This is a genomic window from Pseudomonas oryzihabitans, assembly GCF_014522265.1.
In the GTDB taxonomy this organism is placed as follows: Bacteria; Pseudomonadota; Gammaproteobacteria; order Pseudomonadales; family Pseudomonadaceae; genus Chryseomonas; species Chryseomonas aestiva.
The window spans coordinates 4572792-4596610 of the sequence record NZ_CP017024.1 but is presented as its reverse complement, the minus strand read 5'-3'; the positions used below and the strand labels follow the sequence as shown (position 1 = coordinate 4596610).

Annotated in this window: 19 protein-coding genes; all 19 read right to left on the bottom strand. The window is 65.6% G+C overall.

What is annotated here, in order from left to right; all coding sequences use genetic code 11:
* Positions 1 to 48 precede the first annotated feature (48 nt).
* Positions 49 to 1125 (bottom strand): glycosyltransferase family 4 protein, encoded by a 1077-nt coding sequence (locus BGI51_RS21260; protein WP_187979648.1) that lies wholly within the window; start codon positions 1123 to 1125, stop codon positions 49 to 51.
* The gene (locus tag BGI51_RS21255) at positions 1116 to 2708 is read right to left on the bottom strand and encodes a GumC family protein (RefSeq protein WP_187979647.1); all 1593 of its coding nucleotides are present in this window, start codon (positions 2706 to 2708) and stop codon (positions 1116 to 1118) included. Before BGI51_RS21255 ends, BGI51_RS21260 begins: the two co-directional genes overlap by 10 nt.
* A 10-nt stretch (positions 2709 to 2718) precedes the next feature.
* Positions 2719 to 3780, bottom strand: coding sequence for a polysaccharide biosynthesis/export family protein (locus BGI51_RS21250; RefSeq protein WP_187979646.1), 1062 nt, complete (start codon positions 3778 to 3780; stop codon positions 2719 to 2721).
* A 17-nt stretch (positions 3781 to 3797) separates the two neighbouring features.
* The gene (locus BGI51_RS21245) at positions 3798 to 4427 is read right to left on the bottom strand and encodes a CpsD/CapB family tyrosine-protein kinase (RefSeq protein WP_187979645.1); all 630 of its coding nucleotides are present in this window, start codon (positions 4425 to 4427) and stop codon (positions 3798 to 3800) included.
* Position 4428: 1 nt separating this feature from the next.
* Positions 4429 to 5193, bottom strand: coding sequence for a sugar transferase (locus BGI51_RS21240; RefSeq protein WP_187979644.1), 765 nt, complete (start codon positions 5191 to 5193; stop codon positions 4429 to 4431).
* A gap of 20 nt (positions 5194 to 5213) precedes the next feature.
* Positions 5214 to 6242: an NAD-dependent epimerase gene (locus BGI51_RS21235; RefSeq protein WP_187979643.1), complete on the bottom strand. Its 1029-nt coding sequence runs from the start codon at positions 6240 to 6242 to the stop codon at positions 5214 to 5216.
* A gap of 525 nt (positions 6243 to 6767) precedes the next feature.
* The gene (cobA, locus tag BGI51_RS21230) at positions 6768 to 7514 is read right to left on the bottom strand and encodes a uroporphyrinogen-III C-methyltransferase (protein WP_187979642.1); all 747 of its coding nucleotides are present in this window, start codon (positions 7512 to 7514) and stop codon (positions 6768 to 6770) included.
* Positions 7515 to 7768: 254 nt separating this feature from the next.
* Positions 7769 to 9439 carry a bifunctional protein-serine/threonine kinase/phosphatase gene (locus BGI51_RS21225; protein ID WP_187979641.1) on the bottom strand — a complete coding sequence of 557 codons (1671 nt, stop codon included), beginning with the start codon at positions 9437 to 9439 and terminating at the stop codon, positions 7769 to 7771.
* A gap of 73 nt (positions 9440 to 9512) precedes the next feature.
* Positions 9513 to 11546 (bottom strand): M13 family metallopeptidase, encoded by a 2034-nt coding sequence (locus tag BGI51_RS21220; RefSeq protein ID WP_187979640.1) that lies wholly within the window; start codon positions 11544 to 11546, stop codon positions 9513 to 9515.
* Between the two features lie 282 nt (positions 11547 to 11828).
* On the bottom strand, positions 11829 to 13280 hold the full coding sequence (gene nuoN, locus BGI51_RS21215) for an NADH-quinone oxidoreductase subunit NuoN (RefSeq protein ID WP_187979639.1): 1452 nt from the start codon (positions 13278 to 13280) through the stop codon (positions 11829 to 11831).
* Between the two features lie 7 nt (positions 13281 to 13287).
* On the bottom strand, positions 13288 to 14820 hold the full coding sequence (gene nuoM, locus BGI51_RS21210; RefSeq protein ID WP_187979638.1) for an NADH-quinone oxidoreductase subunit M: 1533 nt from the start codon (positions 14818 to 14820) through the stop codon (positions 13288 to 13290).
* Between the two features lie 27 nt (positions 14821 to 14847).
* Positions 14848 to 16695, bottom strand: a complete 1848-nt coding sequence (gene nuoL / locus BGI51_RS21205; protein WP_158894180.1) for an NADH-quinone oxidoreductase subunit L — start codon at positions 16693 to 16695, stop codon at positions 14848 to 14850.
* Positions 16692 to 17000 carry an NADH-quinone oxidoreductase subunit NuoK gene (nuoK, locus tag BGI51_RS21200; RefSeq protein WP_183629570.1) on the bottom strand — a complete coding sequence of 103 codons (309 nt, stop codon included), beginning with the start codon at positions 16998 to 17000 and terminating at the stop codon, positions 16692 to 16694. Before nuoK ends, nuoL begins: the two co-directional genes overlap by 4 nt.
* A gap of 25 nt (positions 17001 to 17025) precedes the next feature.
* Complete coding sequence (gene nuoJ, locus BGI51_RS21195) at positions 17026 to 17538, bottom strand: NADH-quinone oxidoreductase subunit J (protein ID WP_133861054.1); 513 nt, start codon at positions 17536 to 17538, stop codon at positions 17026 to 17028.
* Positions 17539 to 17547: 9 nt separating this feature from the next.
* Positions 17548 to 18096: an NADH-quinone oxidoreductase subunit NuoI gene (gene nuoI / locus BGI51_RS21190; RefSeq protein ID WP_017642306.1), complete on the bottom strand. Its 549-nt coding sequence runs from the start codon at positions 18094 to 18096 to the stop codon at positions 17548 to 17550.
* Between the two features lie 10 nt (positions 18097 to 18106).
* Positions 18107 to 19117: an NADH-quinone oxidoreductase subunit NuoH gene (gene nuoH, locus BGI51_RS21185; protein WP_187979637.1), complete on the bottom strand. Its 1011-nt coding sequence runs from the start codon at positions 19115 to 19117 to the stop codon at positions 18107 to 18109.
* Entirely contained in the window at positions 19114 to 21831 is a 2718-nt protein-coding gene (gene nuoG / locus BGI51_RS21180) for an NADH-quinone oxidoreductase subunit NuoG (RefSeq protein WP_187979636.1), read from the bottom strand. The genes nuoH and nuoG overlap by 4 nt, the downstream gene beginning before the upstream one ends.
* A gap of 140 nt (positions 21832 to 21971) precedes the next feature.
* The gene (gene nuoF / locus BGI51_RS21175) at positions 21972 to 23321 is read right to left on the bottom strand and encodes an NADH-quinone oxidoreductase subunit NuoF (protein WP_133861051.1); all 1350 of its coding nucleotides are present in this window, start codon (positions 23319 to 23321) and stop codon (positions 21972 to 21974) included.
* Positions 23318 to 23818, bottom strand: a complete 501-nt coding sequence (gene nuoE / locus BGI51_RS21170) for an NADH-quinone oxidoreductase subunit NuoE (protein WP_187979635.1) — start codon at positions 23816 to 23818, stop codon at positions 23318 to 23320. Before nuoE ends, nuoF begins: the two co-directional genes overlap by 4 nt.
* Position 23819 lies beyond the last annotated feature (1 nt).

Sequence of the window (23819 nt, the reverse complement as noted above, 5' to 3'; positions counted from 1 at the left end):
GCAGGCCCAGGCTGAGCGCGCCGAGCAGGATACCGAACAGGGCTACGCTCACGGCGCCAGCCCTCGGCTGGCCTGGGTATAGACCTGCAGCCAGGCGGCCACCAGAAGCGGTAGATGGAAGTCCTGCTTCTGGCGTAGCCGCGCCTCCCGGGCCAGGGACTGCGCCAAGGCAGGAGCTTCGAGCAGGCGCGCGATGCCGGCCGCGAGCTGGAGGGTGCTGCCGGGCGGTGCCAGCAGGGCGCTGCGTTCATGTTCGAGCATGTCGGGTACGCCGCCGACGGCGAAGGCGACGATGGGCACTCCGGCGCGCATGGCTTCGAGCAGGATCAGTGGGGTACCCTCGGTCCGCGAGCTGAGCACCAGTACCGAGAGCTGGCGCAGCCAGGCCTGACTGTCGCTCTGGTAACCCGGCAAGCTGATCCGCTCGGCAAGACCCGCGGCGACTAGGCGCTCCCGCAGGCGCGGCGCCTCGGGGCCGTCTCCCAGCATCACCGCCTGCAGCCCGGGCCGTGCCTGGCACAGTGGTATCACCGCATCGAGAAAGAGATCCGGTCCCTTCTCGCTACTCAGGCGACCGATGAAGCCGATCCGCATGGCGCTCTGTGCCTCTGCCGGAGTGTCCGGCAGGGACTCGCCCAGGGGTGGCAGGCCATTGGGGATCACGCTCAGGCGCTCGCCGGCGATGCCGTGGGCCTGATGCAGGCGGGCCAGGGCACGGGATACGCAGATGACCCGAGTGACTGCCCGGCTGCCGGCGATGGCCAGCGCCAGACGCGTATAGAGGCGTTGCTTGCGACTGCGCGGGGTGAAGCCATGCTGGGTGAGCAGCAGCGGCAGGCCCAGGTGTCGGGCAGCCAGCCAGGCGAACACCTGCGCTTTGAAATTGTGGGCGTTGAGCACTACCGCCCGACCGCGCAAGAGGCGCAGCAGAGCGATCAGTCCGCCGCAGTCGGTGCAGCGGACACCCGCTGCACGAAAGCGGTCCAGTAACTCGGCAGGCGGCTGGAAGAAAACCACCTCATGGCGACCGGGCACGTGCAGGCAGTGATCCAGCAGCATGCGCTCGGCGCCATAGAAGCCGCCGCTATGGATCAGGTGCACCACGGGTGGCCGCTTCAGCGCCATAGACAATGCCAGAGCCAGCGCAGGGAACCGCGGCGATAGGGATTGCCCATCACGCGCCGCTGATTGTTGAGCACCATCAGCACGGGCAGGTCCAGATGCCGGGAGATCTGATTGGGATGCTTGAAGCGATGATCGAAGACCTCGCGGATGTAGCCCAGGGCGACGGCCAGCAGCAGGCCGGTCAGCAGGCCCAGCAGCACCACTTGGAGCGGCCGCGGGAAAGCCGCCTGGGTAGGTTCGTGGGGCGTGCTCAGGATGCGGGCGTTGGAGGGCAGATTTTCCAGCAGGTTGAGATCGCGACTCTCTTCATAGCGCTGCGTGTAGGTGAAGAAGGCCTTGTGCAGAGCGTCGATCTCCGTGTCCAGCTGCCGCAGCCGGCCTTCGATGTCCTGCAGTTGCCGTACCCGCGCCTTGTAATCGGCGATGCGCGCCGTCTTCTGCTCGATCACCGCCTGCAAGGTCTGCTGGTTGGCCTGACGTTCATGGATCCGGTTCGCCACGATCTTGAGGAACTGCTGGTGGGTCCGGTCGATCTGGGCGCGCTGTTGCTGCATGGGCGCGCTGCCGGGTTGGAAGACGTCGGCGGCATTACCGTAGCGGGATATCTGCTGGATCAGCTGATCGCTCAGCTGCTTGATCTCGCTGTCCTCATAGGCGACGCCGTTGACCGTATTGGTGAAGCTGAAGGGAAAGGCGTAGTCGTTGGGGCGCCGCTTCTTGGCTTCCTGCAGATTCCTTTTCAGATAGTCCAGCCAGCGCTGGCCTTCCAGGTAGCGGTCGCGATAGTTGTTGAGCGCGGTCTCTTCGGTGCTGATGGCATCCAGGCGAAAGGTGGTTTCTTCCTTGGGATCCACGGCATTGGTGCTCTGCAGCAGGGCGATACGCTGATTTTCCAGGGCATCGAGGCGCTCGCCGTATTGCGCTTTCTTCTTTTCGTAGAAGGCCTCCGGCAGGTCGTTGGATTGCAGGGCGCGCCGTCGCTCCAGATAGTTGTGCAACAGCCGATCGACCAGCAGGGTGCCCTGGCCGGGATCCCGCGTCTTGAAATCCACCGAGATCACATTGGAGCCTGGCAGGGTCGCGATCTTCAGATTCTTGATGGCCGCATCGGTGTATTCGTCCAGCAGGGTTTCCTTGGGCGGCGTGGGCGCGCCGCCGAGGAGACGTTGCAGGGGTTCGAGCACCGCCGTCCGCAGTGGAGTCAGCACCAGACGCTTGAACGGTGACAGGAAGAAACGTTGCAGCAGTGTCGGCCGCACTTCGTAGCGCCCTTCGGCGACCAGTTCGGCCAGGGTGCTGCGAATCAGGGTGGGCGAGCGCAGAATGTCGCTCTCGGTTTCCATGTCGGCCAGGGTCAGCGGCAGGTATTTGTCCGCATCCGGGGTGAGCACAGCATTGGGATCGCTCTGCGAGAGCTTCTTCGACTGGACGATGACCTGACCGGAGATGTCGTACTGCTTGGGTAACAACACCGCCAGCACCAGGGTGGCGAGGGCGAACACCAGAAACACCCGCTTGATCAGGCGGCTGTTGGCAAAGAACACCCGCAGGAATTCATGGAGATAATTATCCATCTTGGTCATCTTCGGCCTGTCAGCGGGAGGTTCCGGTGGCGGAGGTGGTCGTGGTGTCTTCCTGCTGGCGGTAGACGGTGTCGCCCTTGTTGTCCAGGCGATAGGAGAGGCCGATGCCGACGCCCTGGAACAACAGCACATCGGCGAGCTGCTTGGTGAACTGGGCGGCGCGAGTCAGGCGCGTCTTGGGGATGAATAGCAGGTCGTCCGGGCGCAGATAGGCGAAGGCTGCGGCCTTGCCATCGAGCAGGTTGGCCAGGTCATAGACCCGCGCCACCACGTGGTCGCCCTGCCGCTGCATGATCACCGCCGAGTTCAGCTTGGCTCCCGGGGTGGCGCCGCGGGCCAGCGTGAGCGCCTCCAGCACCGAGATGGGCCGACGGATCGGGTAGGCGCCGGGCTGCACGACTTCGCCCAGCACATAGATTTCGTTGGGTGCGGTGCTCTTGAGCAGTACGTCCACCTTCATCCGCCCGGTCTGTTCGGCGTAGCGGCGATCCAGTTCGGCGCTCAGTTGGCTGACGGTCAGGCCGCGGACTGAGAGATTGCCCAGCAGCGGAAAGCTAGCCGTGCCATCGGCGCCCACCGTGATCTCGCGGCTGAGTCCGTAGCCCGGGTGGTTGAGCGTCATGCGCAGATTTTCTTCCCCGGCCAGCAGGCGTGGGACCGACAGGGTGATGTCGGGACGCCGGAGCACCTTGGCGTAGCTGCGCATGATCTGGGTGCGGGCCTCGTCCACCGTCAGGCCGCCGATCTTCACGCCATTCACATAGGGCAATTCGACCACGCCGTCCGGCATAACGATGCGCGTGCCATTGAGTTCCGGGGCGCTGGTGAACAGCACCTCGACCTGATCGGTCGGCTGGATGCGATAGGCCGTTGGGCTGCTGAAGCTGATATGGAAGATGACATCGAGCACGTCTTGCGGGCGCAGGGTCTGCTGCACCGGCATCACCGTGGTGAGCTGATTGTCGGCGGTGGGGGCGGTCAGGATGTCCACCGGCAAATTCTGAGCATCGGGCACCTGGGTGCAGGCCACCAGCTGGGTCAGGAACGCAAAGGCGAGGAAGCGGGTTTTCATGACGGGGACCGCGTTGGCTACAGGTGGTCGTAGACCCACTTGGGCATGTAGTACTTGCGCTCGTTGAAGACGCAGCCGATGACCTTGGCCGCTGCCTGGGTCAGGCGCTGGACGGCGGCCTGGGCGACTTCCCAACGGGTTTCTTCGGCCTTGATCACCAGTATCACGCCGTCGACCAGGGCGCTGATGGCCAGGGTGTCGGCGGGCGAATAGATGGCGGCGGCGTCGATCACTACGAAGCGATAGCGCTGTCGCAGTTCGTCGAACAGGCCCTGGAGCGCCTCGGGTGGCAAGCGGTCGTTGTGGCGTTCGATATGGCCGCTGCCGAGAACGTCGAACGCCCACTCGGGCCGGCTATGGATGCAGGCGTCCAGCACCGGTGTCGGCGTTTCCAGCAGCAGATCGAGAAAGCCGGGGTGGCCGGTCAGTTCCAATTGGCGACTCAGGGCCGTGGCCGAAAAACTGGCATCCACCAGCAAGACGCGACCGCGGCTGGAACGGGCGAGTTCGTTGGCCAGGGCCATGGCGCTGGTGGTCACGCCGCTGCCGGTGTTGGCCGCGGTGAGCAGGACCACACGCTGATCCTTGTCCATGACGGTACTGGCCAGGTTGACCTCGCTGGGCGAGACGGGAGGGGAAAGCGGCATGTCAACTGGCTCCTTGACCATCGAGGACCTTGAGGGGCGTCTTGAGCAGGATGCGCAGGTCGAACCAGGGGCTCTGCTGCTCGATGTATTGCATGTCCAGTTGCACGCGGTCGTCGAAGCCCAGGTCGCTGCGACCCGATACCTGCCAGAGGCCGGTGATCCCCGGATAGATGCTCAGCCGAACCAGATGACCGGGCAGATAGGTGTCGGCCTTGAAGGAGGTGGGGCGCGGCCCGACCAGGCGCATGTCGCCGCGGACCACGTTGAGCAGATTGGGCAGTTCGTCGATGCTGGTGCGGCGCAGCCAGCGACCGACCGGCGTGATCCGCGGATCCCTGTCCACCTTGAAATCTATGGCATCGGCGCCGTGCTTGTTCAGATGCCGGACCGAGCTCTTGAGCGCTTCGGCATCGGCCACCATGGTGCGAAATTTGTACATACCGAAACGACGACCTCGAAAGCCGGTGCGCTGTTGTACGAAGAGTATCGGCCCCGGATCGCTGGTCTTTATCAATACCGCCACCACCATGAGCAACGGCGACAAGAGCAGCAGCAGCAACAGGGCCAGGAGCGCCGAGGTCAGCCGCTTGCTACGCGACAGCGCCCAGGAGCGGCCACCGGTGCGGCCGGTCAGCCAGCTACGGTCCTGCTTGGCCAGCGCCTGGTCGATACGGGCGCGCAAGGCCGGATTGCGCCGTTCCCGGCGCGGCTCGGCGCGGCCGTGGGTGAGGTCGGCAAGGTCTTTGGAGAAAGGATCCGATTGCATTAGCGGGCTCCAGATGCCGGTCAGCTGGCGATGCTCGCCGCCAGACCGTGATAGGTACGAAACCAGTCCGTGAAGAGGCGCAGCCCGTCTTCGAGTGCCACCTGAGGCGCGAAGCCGGTGGCGTCCTCCAGGGGGCTGCAGTCGGCGAAGGTGTGCAGGACGTCCCCCGGTTGTCTGGGCAGCAGCTCCAGTTCCGCCTTGCGCCCCAGGCACTCTTCCAGCAGGGCCACGTAGCGGCGCAGGTGCACCGGGCGATTGCCGCCGATGTTGTAGAGCCGCCAGGGCGCACGACTGGCCGCCGGGTCCGGTGCCTGGTCGTCCCAGTCGGGATTTGGCGTTGGGGCGGCGGGCAGCAGCCGAACCAGGGCCTCGATGATGTCGTCCACGTAGGTGAAGTCGCGTTGATGCTCGCCGAAGTTGAACAGACGGATCGGACGGCCCTCGACGATGGCCTTGGCAAACAGCATCGGTGACATGTCGGGTCGGCCCCAGGGGCCATAGACGGTGAAGAAACGCAGTCCGGTCGTCGGCAGCTGGTAGAGATGGCTATAGCTGTGCGCCATGAGCTCATTGGCCTTCTTGCTGGCGGCGTAGAGCGACAGGGGATGGTCGGTGCGGTCGGCGACGGCATAGGGCGTCGCGCCATTGGCGCCATATACCGAACTGGACGAGGCGAACAGCAGATGCTCGACCGGATGGTGGCGACAGGCTTCGAGAATATGCAGGAAACCCTTGAGGTTGCTGTCGAGATAGGCGCTCGGGTTGACCAGTGAATAGCGGACCCCAGCCTGGGCCGCCAGATGGACCACCGCCGTAGGGCGTTCACGCGAGAACAGCTGAAGCAGGGCGTCCAGATCGCCGATGTCCTGTCGATAGCAGGGAAAGTCGCCGGCTTCCGCCGAGATCCACGCCAGCCGCCGTTGCTTGAGTTGCGGCGAGTAGTAGTCGTTGAAGCTGTCCAGGCCCACCACCTCATGGCCATCCAGCAGCAGGCGACGGGTCAGGTGAGCGCCGATGAATCCCGCCGCACCAGTTACCAGCACCTTCATGGTCGGACCTCGGCGCGAGCCGTGCGCTGGACTGCGCCAATGGCTTCCAGCACGTGTCGAATGACGCGACCGGGCACGGCAAAGGCCGGGTGCAAGAGCCGCAAGACGGAAAAGCTCAGGGACGAGGCGTGGACGTTCATGATCATCTTGATCGAGCGAAACGGGCGACTGGTTGGGTAGATAGCAAAAAGCCATCCCCTATACAGTGTGAATTACATCACTTTTTTCTCCGTCCCGAAATAAATTCTGATAACTGACCTTATAAAAAATGGACGGGTCTATGACGTCAAGATATAAGCGGTCAGCTTGATGGCAGAACGGACGTTGGGTCTGTGCCCAGGGGGCGGACAAGGCAGGGGGCTGCTGCGCGCAACCTTGCGCGAGAGGAGACTGGACGATGGCCAGATGCGCAGAAGAGGGCTTGCCTGGCGAACGTCCTGGTGACGAGACCGCTACCGGCGTATGTCTGGGCGGGTAAGGCCGCGGTTGACGTCCTGGGTCGACCGCGGCGAAGGGACGCGCGGTTCAGGCCTGAGCCGCGAAGCCCAGCGCCTGTTGCAGCGCCGCCTGACCCACCACCTCGCCGATCACCAGGATCGCCGGACTGCGCAGTTGGAAGAGCGTGGCGTCCACCTGCAGCTCCTGCAGGGTCGAGCGGCATTCGCGCTGGCTGGGCAGGGAGGCGTTCTCGATCATGGCCACCGGTGTGGTCAGCGTGAGACCGCCATCCAGCAGGCCCTGCTGGATCTCGGCCAGGCGCGCGACGCCCATGTAGACCACCAGCGTGGTACCAGTGGCGGCCAGGGCGGCCCAGTTGGGCGCCGTGTCGTCCTGGGTGTGGGCGGTGACCAGGGTTACGCCGCGGGCCACGCCCCTCAGGGTGAGGGAGATGCCGCAGGCGGTGGCACCGGCCAGGCCGGCGGTGATGCCGTTGACGATCTCGCTGGCGACGCCACGGGCGGCCAGCCATTCGGCCTCCTCGCCGGCACGACCGAAGATGCAGGGATCGCCGCCCTTGAGCCGGGCCACGCAACGGCCCTGGCGGGCATAGCGCAGCATCAGCCGGTGGATGAAGGCCTGGGGCGTGGAGCGGCAGCCGCCGCGCTTGCCGACGCGGATCACCCGGGCGTTCGGGCAGTGTTCGAGCACCGCCGGATTGACCAGGTCATCGATCATCACCACCTCGGCTTCGCCTAGGGCGCGCACCGCCTTGAGGGTCAGCAGCTCGGGATCGCCGGGGCCGGCACCGATCAACCAGACTTTCCCACTCATGTAGTGACCTCTCGTTTCCAGGGTGGCGACTGTAACGCAAAAAAAAAGGCGTCCCGCTGCAAGCAGCTGGGACGCCTTTGTCCGGAGGGTCTTTCCTCGCCGTTGAAGAAAGACCTGTGTTGTCTGAGGATTTGCAGGCTTCGTGCCAAGGCGCAGATCCGTTCTTTCCGGCGGTTTACCGCTGGAAAGGGGGCAGCGGGCTGCCCCTTTTGGGCGCAGCGTGCTGCAAAGGAGGGCATGACGCCGCGAGGTCTTCAGTGCCGATAGAGCCAGAGCAGCACCAGCAGCAGATTCAGCAGTAGCGAACAGGCGGCCACGATCTGCCAGGTGCGCAGGGGATCGCGCTGCAGCAGCGGCAGCGGGCGGGCCAGGGGTTGACGCTCGCCCTGCTCCAGCAGCAGCAGGGCTTCCTCGGCGGTTTCGAAGCGATCGGCGGGGTCGACCGCCACGGCGCGCTGCAGCCAGTCGTCGAGCCAGGCCGGTACATCCGGACGCCGGCGCAGGGCACTGGCCGGCGCGCCGAAACGTGGCCGCTGGAAGGGCTCGACCTCGCCGTAGGGATAGCCACCGGTGAGCAGCTGATAGAGGGTCACCCCGGTCGCATAGAGATCCTGGGCCGGACTGGGCTCGGCGCCCTCGAGGGACTCCGGCGCCCGGTAGCTGGGAGTGCCCGGGCTGTCATGCAGATCCTCGGACAGCTGCGGACAATAGGCCAGGCCGAAGTCCAGCAGACGCAATTCGCCATCCTGGCCGCGATGCAGGTTGTCCGGCTTGATGTCGCGGTGAAGGATGTTGCGCCTGTGCAGCTGGCCGAGGGCCCGCAGCAGGCGGGAGGCGACGTCCAGCCAGTCGGCCAGGGCCAGGGGGCCTTCGCTGCGTAGCTGCTGCGCCAGGGTACGACCGGCATATTCCCGTTGCACGAAGTAGAGATGCGCCCGCCGCGGCAACGGATGGACCTCGACGAAGGCGCGCCCGGCGACCCGGCGCAGGAACCACTCCTCCATGAGCAGGGCATGACCGGCCAGGGTGTCGAATTGCAGCGCCGCGGGCAGGGTCTTGAGCAGCCAGGGACGGCCGCCCTCGTCCTTGACCCGGTAGAGCAGCGATTGCCGCGACTCGGCCAGACGCTCCACCACCGTCCAGCCTTCGAAGTGCTGGCCGGGCTTGAGCGCCGGCAACGGCGGCCAGGTATCGGCGCTGGCCAGGGTATCGGCCAGGGACACGTCAGGGAGGCGGTCGACCCGTACCAGCAGGGCGCTGGCGTTGTCCTGGCCACCGGCATGCAGGGCGCCGGCCACCAGGGCCTGGGCAGTGGCCTCCAGCTCCGCGACGCCATCGACCAGGATGCGCCTCATGCTGTCTTCACCCAGCGCGGCCCAGACGCCGTCGCTCACCAGGAGCAGGGTTTCGCCGGCTTCCAGCTCGCCTTCGCGAAAGTCCACCACCAGGTGGTTCTCCAGGCCCAGGGCGCGGGTCAGCACATGCTGCATGCCGGCCTGCTGCCAGACGTGGTCGACGGTGAGGCAGCTCAGCCGGTCGCCGTGCCAGCGGTAGGCGCGGCAGTCGCCGACGTGGGCCAGGGTATAGCGCCGCCCGCGGATCACCAGGGCGGTGAGGGTGGTCAGCAGTGGCTGGCCATTGCCCGCAGCCTGCAGCCAGCGATTCTGCGCCAGCAGCAACCGCTCCAGGGCCTGGGCCACCGGCCAGGTCTCCGGCGTGGAATAGTAATCCTGGGCCAGGGCCTGGAGGGTGGCGCGGGCGGCCAGGCCACCGTCGGGACAGCCGCTGACGCCATCGGCGAGGGCGAACAGATGCCCCTTGGTCGCCGCCAGCGCCGCGCTGGGCTGGACACTGCGCAAGGCGTCCTGGTTTTCCTTGCGCGGACCGGTCGCAGTGGCTTCGGCGAAGGCGAGTTCTAGAGGCATGTAGGGGGCGCCAGAGAGGAGAGGAGACCGGCGATGCAAAAGCGATACCCGACCACCGGACGCCCCTGATCCCTCACCAGATTTCCACGCGTTTCTCGTCCGGCCGGACCATGGCATCACCCGCCTTGCAGCTGAACGCCTTGGCGAAGGACGGCATGTTGGACGGCGCGCCAAGCGCGCGGAATCTCATGGGCGCATGGGGGTCGGTGTTGAGGAACAGGCGCGCCTGCTCTTCACGGATCGAACCGCGCCAGACCCGCGCCCAGTTGAGGAAGAAGCGCTGCTGCTGGGTATAGCCATCGATCTTCCGGTTGGCTTCCTCCGGCTTTTTCGCCAGGGCCAGTTGCAGGGCGTCGTAGGCCGCATTGATGCCGCCGAGATCGCCGATGTTCTCGCCCAGGGTGAGCTTGCCGTTGACGTGCAGCTCCGGATGATCCGGCAGCGGCTGGTAGTTGTCGAACTGCTCCACCAGTTTGCCGGTGCGGGCTTCGAAGGCCTTGCGATCGGCCGGGGTCCACCAGTCCACCTGGTTGCCGGCGCCGTCGAACTTGCTGCCCTGGTCGTCGAAACCATGGCTGGCCTCGTGACCGATCACTGCGCCGATACCGCCGTAGTTGATGGCATCGTCGCCGTCCGGATAGAAGAACGGCGGCTGCAGGATGGCGGCGGGGAAGTTGATGGTGTTGTCGGTGGGGCTGTAGTAGGCATTGACCGTCTGCGGGTACATGCCCCATTCCTGGCGGTCGGTGGGCTTGCCGATCTTGTCCAGGTCATGGCGATAGTTGAAGCGCGAGGCGGCTTCCAGGTTGGCATAGAAGCCCTGCGGCTTGAGCGTCAGGCCGCTCCAGTCGCGCCAGCGCTCGGGATAGCCGATCTTGGGCAGGAAGCTGTCCCACTTGGCCAGCGCCTTCTGCTTGGTCTCCGGACTCATCCAGTCGAGCTGCTCGATGCGCGCCTTGAGCGCCAGCATCACGTTGTCCACCAGCTCCTGGGCCCGCGCCTTGGCCTGGGGCGAGAAATGCTCCTGCACATAGAGCTGGCCGAGACCTTCGCCCATGGCGCCGTTGACCGCGCGCAGCACCCGTTTCCAGCGTTCGCTCTGCTGCTGCTGGCCACTCAGGGTCTTCTGGTTGAATTCGAAGCTTTCCTGCTGGAAAGGCCTGGACAGCAGCGGCGCAGCGTCGTCGATCACATGGGCACGCAGATAGGCCTGCCACTGCTCGACGGGAGTCTCGGCCAGCATCCGGTCGAATTCGGCGAAGAAGCCCGGCTGGGACAGCGAAAAGCCCTGCTGGCCGGTGACGCCCTGGCTGGCGAAGAAGGCCTGCCAGTCGAAATGCGGCGTGACCTTGTTGGCTTCGGCGAAGCTCAGGTAGTGATACTGGTTCTCCGGATTGCGCAGCTCCACCGGCTTGACGGAAGCCCGCGCCAGGCGACTTTCGAAGGCCAGCACCAGTTCGGCCTGGGCGGCCGCCTTGGCCTTGGGCACTCCGGTCAGCACCAGCAGCCGGGCGATGTGGCCGAGATAGGCCTGGCGCAGCTTGGCGTAGTCGGCTTCGGTGTAATAGTCGGGCGTGGGCAGGCCCAGGCCGCCCTGGTAGGCGTAGGCGATCTGCTGCTTGGCGTTCTGATAGTCGGCGCCGGAGCCGAAGGAGAACACCTGCATGTCGCCACGGGCGAAGCTCTGTTGGAGGTACTTCACGACATCAGCCGTGGTGCGCAACCCGTCGATGGTCGCCAGTTGCGCCTGGATCGGCCGATAGCCGGCGCGCTCGATGGCGGCCTCGTCCATGCCCGAGCGATACAGCCAGCCGATCTTCTGCTCCACCGAGCCCGCTGCCGCGCGATCCGCGGTGCGGGCGGCGCGCTGCAGGATGGCGTGCTGGTCGTTGAGCGATTTTTCCCCCAGGGCCATGAAGGAACCCCAGCGTGACTTGTCCGGCGGGATCGGATTGGCCGCGACCCATTTTTCATTGACGAAGATGTCGAGGTCACTGCAGGCGGTGGCCGGGTCACCCAGTTCGGTGACGTCGAAAACCGGGGCGGCGAAGGCCTGGCTGCCGAGCAGCAGGCCGATGGCGAGGGTGAGAGGTTTCAACGCAGGCATGGGAGAAAAGGGTCTCCAGGAAGGGACAGGGAAGCAGGGTGGGGCGTCGAGGGTAGCGGTCGGGGCGCGACCCTGCCAAGGGCGGCGGCTTTGTCTGAAAAGTGCCTGCGCTCGGTCATGCAGCGTTAAAAATCCGTTCGGAATGCTCATTTACCACTCGTAAACTGCGCTTCCTCACGGATTTTTGCCTTGCCTGACCTTCGCTCGGCGACTTTTCAAACAAGCCGTGACCCCAGAAACGACGATCCCCGCCGAGGCGGGGATCGTGGGCGACGCTCTGGATCAGAACACCGTCAGCTGCGCCAGTTGCAGCAGCGGCTGCGGATAGACGCCAAGGATGAAGGTCGCGATGGAAATGGCGATCAGCATCACGCCACCGGCGCGCTGACCCCAGTTCATTGGCGCATCGTGGCGCTGCAGGCCCTGCTCGGTCAGGTACAGGGTGACCATCACGCGCAGGTAGTAGAACAGGCCGATGGCGCTGCCCAGCACGATGGCCGCGGTCTGCCACCACATGCCCGCTTCCACGCCCACGGTGATGACGTAGAACTTGCCGATGAAACCGGCGGTGAGCGGAATGCCGGCCAGGGACAGCATCATCACCGTCAGCGCCGCGGTCAGGTACGGACGGCGCCAGAACAGGCCGCGGTACTCGAACAGGGCATCGGCGTCACGCTGACCGTTGCTCGGGCTGGACATCAGGGTGATCACGCCGAAAGCGCCCAGGCTGGTGAAGACGTAGGTCACCAGGTAGACCGCCACGGCTTCCATCGACAGGCCTTCGCCCGAGGCCACTGCCACCAGCAGATAGCCGAAGTGGGAGATGGAGGAATAACCCAGCAGACGCTTGAGGTTGCTCTGCATCAGCGCCAGCAGGTTGCCCACCAGCATGGAGGCGATGGCGATGAAGGCGATGGCATCGTGCAGCCAGCCGTCCTCGGTGGCCATGGGCATGGTCTGGAACACCCGCACCAGCACGGCGAAGACGGCAACCTTGCTGGCGGTGGCCAGGAAGGCACCGACCGGAGCCGGGGAGCCTTCGTAGACGTCCGGGGTCCAGAGGTGGAAGGGCACCAGCGACAGCTTGAAGCCAAGGCCGACGATCAGCATGCCGAGGCCGATTTCCATCAGCAGGCCAGTGCTCGCCGGGGCGTCCATCTGCATGCCGATGTCGGCGAAGTTCAGACTGCCGGACTGGGCGTAGAGCAGGGCCATGCCGAACAGCAGGATGGCCGAGCCGGCGGCGGACAGCACCAGGTACTTCATGCCGGCTTCCAGGGAACGGCGATTGAAGTAGCTGTAGGCCACCAGGCCGTAGACCGGTACCGACAGCAGTTCCAGGCCGATGAACAGGCCGGCGACGTTCTGCGCCGCCACCAGCACCAGACCACCGGTGGCAGAGATCAGCAGCAGCAGGTACAGCTCTTCACGGTTGCCCGGATAGCCTTCCATATAGGCATGCGACAGGGTCATGCAGGCCAGGGTGGCGATCAGGATCAGCGCCATGTAGAAGCAGGTGAAACCGTCGATGCGCAACATCGGGGTGACATCGATGGCACCGACGCCGAGGGCCGGGATGCAGGACAGCAGGGCCAGGTTGAGACCGATCACGCCCAGGGTCGGGATGATGGTGTGATCCCGCCGCCAGGCGATGCCCAGCATCACCACCACGGCGGTGAAGCCGGTGATGATGATCGGCAGGAGGGCGATGAAGTGTTCGTAGGTAAAGGTCATGGCGCTCTTACCGGGCGGAAACGAGAGAGGAGAAGGCTTCGCCGAGCCACTGCTGGACACCGGCCATGCTCGCGGCCGAGGTATCCAGCACCGGCTGCGGATAGACGCCGAGCAGCACCAGCAGCACGCCAAGCAGCAGCAGCATCGACAGCTCCCGTGCGTTCAGACCCGGCAGGGCGCCTTCGGCCTTGGCCGGACCGAAGTAGGCGCGGTGGATCATGATCAGCGAATAGACCGAGGCCAACACCAGGCCGAAGGTGGCGATGACGGTGATCATCGGCACCACCGGGAAGGCGCCCAGCAGGATCAGGAATTCGCCGACGAAGTTGCCGGTACCCGGCAGACCCAGCGAGGCCGAGGCGAAGAACAGACTCAGGGCCGGCAGGTAGGGCAGCCGCGCCCAGAGCCCGCCCATCTGGCGCATGTCACGGGTGTGCATGCGCTCATAGAGCTGGCCGCAGAGGATGAACAGACCGGCGGCGGAGAGGCCGTGGGCGATCATCTGCACCACCACGCCCTGCAGCGCCTGGGGGCTGCCGGAGTAGATGCCGATCAGCACGAAGCCCATGTGCGAGACGCTGGAGTAGGCCACCAGGCGCTTGATGTCGGTCTGGGCGAACGACAGGATGGCGCCGTAGAAGATGCCGATGATGCCCAGCCACATGGCGATCGGCGCGAATTCCGCCGAGGCGTTGGGGAACAGCGGGATGGCGAAGCGCAGCAGGCCGTAGGCGGCGGTCTTGAGCAGGATGCCGGCGAGGTCGACGGAACCGGCGGTCGGCGCCTGGGCGTGGGCATCGGGCAGCCAGGAGTGCAGCGGCACCACCGGCAGCTTCACCGCGAAGGCGATGAAGAAGCCCAGCATCAGCAGGTATTCCAGCTTGGGATCCAGCTGCAGTTGCAGCAGGTCTTCGTAGTCGAAGGTCAGGACGCCGGTGGCACCGTAGTTCACCAGCACCAGGGCAACGATCGCCACCAGCATGATCAGGCCGCTGGCCTGGGTGAAGATGAAGAACTTGGTGGCAGCGGTGATGCGGCTCTTCTTGCCGTCCGCGGAGCTATGGCCCCACAGCGCGATCAGGAAGTACATCGGCACCAGCATCATTTCCCAGAAGAAGAAGAACAGGAACAGGTCCAGGGCCAGGAACACCCCCACCACGCCACCGATGATCCACAGCAGGTTGAGGTGGAAGAAGCCGACGTGGCGCTGTACTTCGCGCCAGGAGCAGGTCACCGCCAGCACACCGAGCAGGCCGGTGAGCAGAATCATCAGCAGCGACAGGCCATCGAGACCGAAGTGCAGGCTGATGCCGAAGCGCGGAATCCAGTTCATCTGGAATTCCGCGGTCCAGGCGGTTTCGGCGCCAGGGGCCGGAGCCAGGCTGTAGTCGCCGTGGGCCCACAGCCAGAGGCCGAGCACCAGCTCCAGCAGCATGGTGAACAGGGCGATCCAGCGGGGCACCAGCGGGCCGGTCTTTTCCGTGAGGAAACAGAGCAGGCCGCCGATGAAGGGGATCAGGATTAGCCAGGGCAGAAGCATGACGTGTACTTATCCTTAGTCAGGGGGTCAGGCCAGCAGCAGCGCGCCGAGCAACAGCACGGCGCCTCCCACGATGGAAGCCGCGTACCAGCGCAGACGGCCGTTCTCGGTGATGCTCAGTGCCAGGTTGCCGCCGCGCGCCAGCATCGGGATCAGGCCGATGGCCTGGTCGAAGGGATCGCGACGCAGCAGGCGGGTCAGCAGCAGGTACGGCTTGACGAAGATCAGGTCGTACAGCCAGTCGAAGCCCCAGGCGTGATACCACCAGGTCCCGAAGAAGCGACCCGGCGCACTCTTGGCCAGGCCGTTCACGAAGGAACGCTTGCCAAGGAAGAGCAGGGCGGCCAGCAGGATACCGGCGATGGCGATGGCCCCGGAGGTGATCTCCAGGGAGTGCTTGGCTTCGCCACCGGCGTGGCCGATGGATTCCGGCAGCACCCCGGCCAGCGGCGGCACGATCATCGCGCCGACAAAGGTCGAGAGCACCAGCAGTACCGCCAGCGGCAGGTTGTGGGCGATGCCGTGGCCGGCATGGGCCTCGGTGTGCGCCTCGCCATGGAAGGTGATGAAGATCAGGCGGAAGGTGTAGATCGAGGTCAGGAAGGCACCGGCCAGGCCTGCGTAGAGCAGGTAGGTATGACCGCTGGCCATGGCTTCCCAGAGGATCTCGTCCTTGGAGTAGAAGCCGGCGGTCACCAGCGGCAGCGCCGCCAGGGCCGAACCACCCACCACGAAGCTGGCGTAGGCCAGGGGGATCTTCTTCCACAGGCCGCCCATCTTGAAGATGTTCTGCTCGTGGTGGCAGGCCAGGATCACCGAACCCGAGGCGAGGAACAGCAGCGCCTTGAAGAAGGCATGGATCATCAGGTGGAAGATCGCCGGCTGCCAGGCGCCGACACCCAGGGCCAGGAACATATAGCCGATCTGGCTCATGGTCGAATAGGCCAGGATGCGCTTGATGTCGGTCTGCACCAGGGCGGCGAAACCGGCCAGCACCAGGGTCACGGCACCGATGATGCCGACCAGGTGGAGGATTTCCGGCGCCAGCAGGAACAGGCCGTGGGTCCGGGCTATCAGGTAGACGCCCGCGGTCACCATGGTCGCCGCGTGGATAAGTGCGGAGACCGGGGTGGGGCCGGCCATGGCGTCCGCCAGCCAGGTCTGCAGCGGCAGCTGGGCCGACTTGCCGACCGCGCCGCCGAGCAGCGCCAGGGTGGCCAGCACGATCAGCGGATCACCACTGGCGAAGACGTCCGGCGCCTTCTGCAGCAGCTCCTGGATGTCCAGGGTGCCCAGGGTCATGAACAGGATGAACAGACCGAAGGCCATGAAGACGTCGCCGACGCGGGTGACGATGAACGCCTTCAGCGCCGCGTTGCCGTTGGCGCGCTCGCTGTAGTAGAAGCCGATCAGCAGGTAGCTGCACAGGCCCACGCCTTCCCAACCGAAGTACAGCAGCAGCAGGTTGTCGCCGAGAACCAGCAGCAACATGCTGAAGATGAACAGGTTGGTGTAGGCGAAGAAGCGCGAATAGCCCTCTTCACCGCGCATGTACCAGGACGCGAACAGGTGGATCAGGAAGCCGACGCCGGTGACCACGCCGAGCATGGTCAGCGACAGGCCATCCAGGTAGAGAGCCATGTTGGGCGCGAAGCCCTCCACGTTCATCCACTGCCAGAGGACGAGGGTCAGGTGACCGTCGGCGGGCGGTGCGACGTGGAAGTTCCAGCCGACCCAGGCGGCGACCAGCGCCGCCAGGCCCACCGAACCCACGCCGATCAGCGCGGAGAGATTCTCCGACAGCCGACCGCGGGAGAAGGCCAGCAGGAAATAGCCGACCAGGGGAAAGGCGAAGGTGAGGGGTAGCAGGTTCATCCGTGCATCTCGCTGGCGGCATCGACGTCGAGGGTGTGGAAGCGGCGATAGAGCTGCAGCAGGATCGCCAGGCCGATACTGGCCTCGGCGGCGGCCAGGCTCAGCACCAGGATGAACATCACCTGGCCGTCGGGGGCGCCCCAACGGCTACCCGCGACCACGAAGGCCAGGGCGGAGGCGTTCATCATGATTTCCAGACTCATGAGCACGAAGAGGATGTTGCGGCGGACCATCAGGCCCACCAGGCCAAGGGCGAACAGGGCGCCGGCGAGGGCCAGGCCGTGTTCCAGAGGTATGGCGTTCATTGGCTGTTCTCCAGTCCTTGGCGACTCACTCGCCGATCCCGTCTTTGACGTCGCTGCGACCCAGGTGATAGGCCGCGACCAGGGCACCCAGCAGCAGCATGGAGGCCAGTTCGACCGCCAGCAGATAGGGTCCGAACAGGCTGATGCCCACGGCCTTGGCTTCCACCGAGGTATGACCGATGGCAGCGCCGCCCGGGGTGCGCGCGAGCACCACCAGCAGTTCCACCAGCAGCGCACCGGCGAGGATCGACGGAGCTATCCAGATCTTGGGGGTCAGCCACTTGCGTTCCTGCTCGGCGACGACCGGCCCGAGGTTGAGCATCATCACCACGAAGACGAACAGCACCATGATGGCGCCGGCGTAGACGATGATCTCCAGGGCGCCGGCGAAGGGCGCGCCCAGGGCGAAGAACACCATGGACACGGCCAGCAGCGAGATGATCAGGTACAGCAGCGCATGCACCGGATTGGTGTTGGTGATCACCCGGAAGGTGGCCAGGACGGCCACCCCGGCGGAGAAATAGAAGGCGAATTCCACGACAGCTCCTTAGGGCAGCAGACTCTTCACGTTGATCGGCTCTGCCTCGCTCTGCGCGGCACCCTTGGGCTTGCCCGCGATGGCCATGCCGGCCACGCGGTAGAAGTTGTATTCCGGATACTTGCCCGGACCCGAGATCAGCAGGTCCTGCTTCTCGTACACCAGCTCCTGGCGCTTGAATTCGGACATCTCGAAATCCGGGGTCAGCTGGATGGCGGTGGTGGGGCAGGCCTCCTCGCACATGCCGCAGAAGATGCAGCGCGAGAAGTTGATGCGGAAGAACTCCGGGTACCAGCGACCGTCTTCGGCTTCGGTCTTCTGCAGCGAGATGCAGCCGACCGGGCAGGCCACGGCGCACAGGTTGCACGCCACGCAGCGCTCCTGACCGTCGGGGTCACGGGTGAGCACGATGCGGCCGCGATAACGCGGCGGCAGGTACACCGGCTCCTCGGGATATTGCAGGGTGTCGCGCTTGCGGAAGGCGTGGCCGAAGACCATCACGATGCTACGCAACTGGGTGTAGGTGCCATGCAGGACGTGCAAGATTTCCTTGATCATGACGAATACCTCACTGGCCGATGGCCGGCGAGGCGCTATAGAGCACCACCGCGCCGGTCACCAGCAGGTTGATCAGGGTCAGGGGCAGGCAGAACTTCCAGCTGAAGGCCATTACCTGGTCGTAGCGCGGACGCGGAATGGACGCGCGCAGCAGGATGAAGATCATGATGAAGAAGGCGGTCTTCAGGGCGAACCAGAAAAACGACAGCCAGGGCAGGGTGTCCAGGAAGGGACCGTGCCAGCCGCCGAAGAACAGGGTCACCAGCAGCGCCGAGATCAGCACGATGCCGATGTACTCGCCGACGAAGAACATGCCCCACTTCATGCCCGCGTATTCGATGTGGTAACCGTCGGCGAGCTCCTGCTCGGCTTCCGGCTGATCGAACGGGTGACGGTGGGTGACGGCGATGCCGGCGATGAAGAAGGTGCAGAAGCCGAAGAACTGGGGAATGATGAACCACCAGCCCTGGTGCTGCGCCTCGACGATATCCCTCATGTTGAAGGAACCGGTCACCGCGACGATGCCCATCACCGACAGACCCATGAACACCTCGTAGGAGAGGGTCTGGGCCGAGGCGCGCATGGCGCCCAGCAGCGAGAACTTGTTGTTGCTCGCCCAGCCGGCGAAGAGCACGGCATAGACGTTGACGCCGGCCATGGCGAAGAAGAACAGCAGGCCGACGTTCAGGTCCGCCACGCCCCAGGTGGGGGTGATCGGGATGACCGAGAAGGCCACCAGCAGCGAGCCCATGGCGATCACCGGCGCCAGGCTGAAGATCATCTTGTCGGCGAACGGCGGCGTCCAGTCCTCCTTGAAGAACATCTTCAGCATGTCGGCGCCAAGCTGGAAGGCGCCGAAGGGACCGACCCGGTTGGGACCGTGACGGTCCTGCCAGAGACCCAGCAGACGCCGTTCGACGAAGCTCAGCAGCGCCCCGCAGATGACCACCGCCAGGAGGATGACGATGGCCTTGAGGATGCCGATCACCACGGCGATGAGGGTGGGGGTGAGCCAGGTCATGCCGCGGCCTCCTGCAGTCCTTCCACGCTGAGGCCGGCAAAGTCCACCGGAATCCCTTCGAAGCCGGCGGGCAGGCCGACCAGGCCCGCCGACAGCTCGGGCTTGATCTGCAGCGGCAGGCGCAGTTCCTGTCCGGCAACCTGCAGGCGCAGCAGGGCGCCTTCATTGACGCCCAGGCGGTCGGCATCGGCCTTGGCCAGCGCCACATAGGCGGCCGGGATGCGCTCGCGTACCGGCTCGGCGCGGGAAGAGGTCTCTTCGCTGCCGAACAGGTGGTACAGCGGCACGGCCTGGAAGCCGGACCCGGTATCGCGCACGACGGCGGTCGGGACGGCGAACCAGTCCAGGCGATCGCCCTGGGGCTCGATCAGGCGTACGCCCGGATCGCCGGCGCGCAGGTGACCACCGACCTCGTCCTGGAACTTGTTCCAGGCCTGGGGCGAGTTCCAGCCCGGGGACCAGGCGAAGGGAATCTGCTGACGCGGTTCGACGCTGCCGGCATAGCCTTCCATGGAGAAGGCGAAGGCAGTGTCGGCATCCTGGGGCGCACGCGGCTCGTGCACGCTGAGGTTGGCGCGCATGGAGGTGCGGCCGCTGTAGCGATGCGGTTCGCGGGCGAGCTTGAGACCCTTCACCCGGAAGCTGGCGTTGGGCGCGGCATCGCGGATGCCGTCCAGCTGCGGCGTGGAAGAGGCCACGGCGTCGGTGACGTGGTCCAGCTGGGTCCAGTCCACCGGACGGTTGTCCAGGGTGTTGCGCAAGGCGTGCAGCCAGCGCCAGCCCTCGCGGACCAGGCTGGAGGGATCGTAGTAGTTCGGCTCATAGACCTGGAAGAAGCGCTGGGCGCGACCTTCCTGGCTGACCAGGGTACCGTCGCCTTCGGCGAAGCTGGCCGCCGGCAGCACCAGGTCGGCGCGCTGGGCGGTGGCGGTACGCTGGTGATCCAGCACCACCAGCACCTGGGCGCGGGCCAGGGCCTGATCCACCTGCTGGGCAGGGGCGCGACGATAGAGGTCGTTCTCCAGCACCACCAGGGCGTCGGCCTGGCCATTTTCCAGGGCGGCGAAGGCGTCTTCGACGGACTCGCCGCCGTACAGCGCCAGGCCCAGGCTGTTGGCTTCAGGCACCACCAGGCTCAGAGAGCCGGCCTTGCCCTTGGCGGCCAGGGCCTTGGCCAGGTTGGCGGCGGCCTCGATCAGCGCCGGCTCACCCAGGGAGGTACCGGACACCACCAGCGGGCGTTCGGCCGCCAGCAGGGTTTCGGCCAGCAGGCGCGCCTGCTCGGCGACTTCGTCGCTCAGGCCGTCGACGGCCGGGGCGCTGGCGTCGATGGCATGGGCCACGGCATGGCCGAAGCGGGCCAGTTCCAGCGGCGAACCATGCAGGCGGGCGTCGGCGACGTCGTCCAGGCGGGTGGCGGCGACGCTGGCGATGAACAGCGGATTGCGCTCGCTCTGGCCGATGTTCTGCACGGCGGCGTTCAGCCAGGGCTGGATCTTCTGCGCCGCGGCCATGGCCTCGGGCTTGCCCTTGACCGACTGCCGCAGGGACAGCGCCAGGCGGGCCGCGGTTTGGGTCAGATCCTCGCCGAGGACGAAGACGGCATCGTGCTTCTCCATGGCGCGCAGGGTCGGCACGGGCAGGGGGCTGTCCTTGAGCACCTGCAGGACCAGGCGGACGTTGGCCAGGTCACGGGCGCTCATGCCGCTGGAGAAGTTCTCGGCGCCGACCAGCTCACGCAGGGCGTGGTTGCTTTCCAGGCTGGCACGCGGCGAACCGATGCCGATCACCTTCTTGCCGCGCAGCAGCAGGGCGGCGCGATCCAGGGCGGCGTCGATGCCGGTCTCCAGGCTGCCGTCCTTCAGCAGGGCCTGGCGCGGGCGATCCTTGCGATTGACATAGCCATAGCCGAAGCGGCCACGGTCGCAGAGGAAGTACTGGTTGACCGAGCCGTTGAAGCGGTTTTCGATGCGGCGCAGTTCGCCATAGCGCTCGCCGGGGCTGATGTTGCAGCCCGAGGAGCAGCCATGGCAGATGCTCGGGGCGAACTGCATGTCCCACTTGCGGTTGTAGCGTTCGGAGTGGGTCTTGTCGGTGAACACCCCGGTGGGGCAGACCTCGGTCAGGTTGCCGGAGAATTCGCTCTCCAGGGCCCCATCCTCGACGCGGCCGAAATAGACGTTGTCATGGGCGCCATAGACGCCCAGGTCGGTACCGCCGGCATAGTCCTTGTAGTAGCGCACGCAGCGATAGCAGGCGATGCAGCGGTTCATCTCGTGAGCGACGAACGGGCCAAGGTCCTGATTCTGGTGGGTACGCTTGGTGAAGCGATAACGGCGCTTGTTGTGGCCGGTCATCACCGTCATGTCCTGCAGGTGGCAGTGGCCGCCTTCTTCGCAGACCGGACAGTCGTGGGGATGGTTGGTCATCAGCCATTCGATGACCGAGCTGCGGAATTCCTTGGCTTCGGCGTCTTCGATGGAGATGTAGGTCTTGTCGCTGGACGGGGTCATGCAGGACATGACCAGGCGCCCGCGGGTGTCATTCTCGTCGGCGAACTGCTTGACCGCGCACTGGCGGCAGGCACCGACGCTGCCCAGCGCCGGGTGCCAGCAGAAATAGGGGATGTCGAGCCCCAGGGACAGGCAGGCTTCGAGGAGGTTGTCCGCCCCGTCGACCTCGTACGTCTTGCCGTCTACATGGATAGTGGCCATAGGGTTTTCTTCTCACCCGCGCAAGGCGGGTCTGGCTAATGGGAAAACGTTCGCGCCGCCCTGGCGGTCGCCAGTGGCAGCGCCGGCCAGGTCAGGCCCGGCCAGAAAGCGATAGGTTCGGCCCCCGAGGGGGCCAAACCTCAGGTCACGGTCGCGGAAGCAGTCGGACGAGGTTCGCTGGGCGCCTTGCGCACACCGGCCTCGAACTCTTCGCGGAAATACTTGATGGCACTACCCAGGGGCTCGACAGCGCCCGGTGCATGGGCACAGAAGGTCTTGCCCGGGCCGAGGAAGTTGACCAGCTGCAGCAGGGTATCGAGATCGCCCTGCTGGCCTTCACCCTTCTCCAGGCTGCGCAGGAGCTTGACGCTCCAGGGCAGGCCGTCGCGGCAGGGGGTGCACCAGCCGCAGGATTCCCGGGCGAAGAACTCTTCCATGTTGCGCAGCAGCGAGACCATGTTGACGCTGTCGTCCACGGCCAGGGCCAGGCCGGTGCCCATGCGGGTGCCGACCTTGCCGATGCCGCCGGCGTACATCTGCGCCGAGAGGTGCTCGGGTAGCAGGAAGCCGGTACCGGCGCCACCGGGCTGCCAGCATTTCAGCGTGAAGCCGTCGCGCATGCCGCCGGCATAGTCTTCGAACAGCTCCTGGGCGGTGATGCCGAAGGGCAGTTCCCAGACGCCGGGATTCTTCACCTTGCCGGAGAAGCCCATGAGCTTGGTGCCCATGTCTTCGCTGCCTTCGCGGGCCAGGCTCTTGTACCAGTCCACGCCACCCGCGACGATGCCCGGCACGTTGCACAGGGTCTCGACGTTGTTGACGCAGGTGGGCTTGCCCCAGACGCCGACGGCGGCGGGGAAGGGCGGCTTGGAGCGCGGGTTGGCACGACGGCCTTCCAGGGAGTTGATCAGCGCGGTCTCCTCGCCACAGATGTAGCGACCGGCGCCGGTGTGGACGAACAGCTCGAAATCGAAGCCGCTGCCGAGGATGTTCTTGCCCAGCAGGCCGGCGGCCTTGGCTTCTTCCACGGCGCGCCGCAGGTTGGCGGCGGCGTCGACGTATTCGCCGCGCAGGAAGATGTAGCCACGGTAGGCCTTGAGCGCCCGGGCGCTGATCAGCATGCCTTCCACCAGCAGGTGCGGCAGCTGCTCCATGAGCAGGCGGTCCTTCCAGGTGTTGGGCTCCATCTCGTCCGCGTTGCACAGCAGGTAGCGGATATCGAGGGATTCGTCCTTGGGCATCAGGCCCCACTTCACGCCGGTGGGGAAACCCGCACCGCCACGGCCCTTGAGGCCGGAGTCCTTGACTTCCTGGACGATGGCGTCGGGTGCCAGCGCGGTCAGCGCCTTGCGCGCCGCGGCGTAGCCGTCCTTCGCCTGGTATTCCTCCAGCCATACCGGAGCGCCGTCTTCACGCAGGCGCCAGGTCAGGGGATGGGTCTCGGGGGTACGGGCGATGCTATTGGCAGGCCCGAAGGAGGTCAGTCTCATGCGTATCCCTCCAGCAGTTTGGCCACGCCCGCAGGTTGGACATCGCCATGGGTGTCGTCGTCGATCATCAGCGCCGGGGCCTTATCGCAATTGCCCAGGCAGCAGACCGGCAGCAGCGTGAAGCGGCTGTCGGTGGTGGTCTGGCCCAGGCCGATGCCCAGCTGCCGCTGGATCTCGCCGACCACGGATTCGTGGCCGCCGATGTAGCAGGTCATGCTGTCGCACACGCGGATGATGTGGCGGCCGACCGGCACGCGGAAGATCTGGCTATAGAAGGTCGCCACGCCCTCGACGTCGCTGGCGGGAATGCCCAGCACTTCGCCGATGGCATAGATGGCGCCATCCGGCACCCAGCCACGTTCCTTCTGGACGATCTTGAGGGCTTCGATGGACGCCGCGCGCGGGTCCTCGTAGTGATGCATCTCGTGCTCGATGGCCGAGCGCTCGGTTTCGCTCAGGACGAAACGGTCGGTTTGGATCAGGGTTTCGGTGCTCATG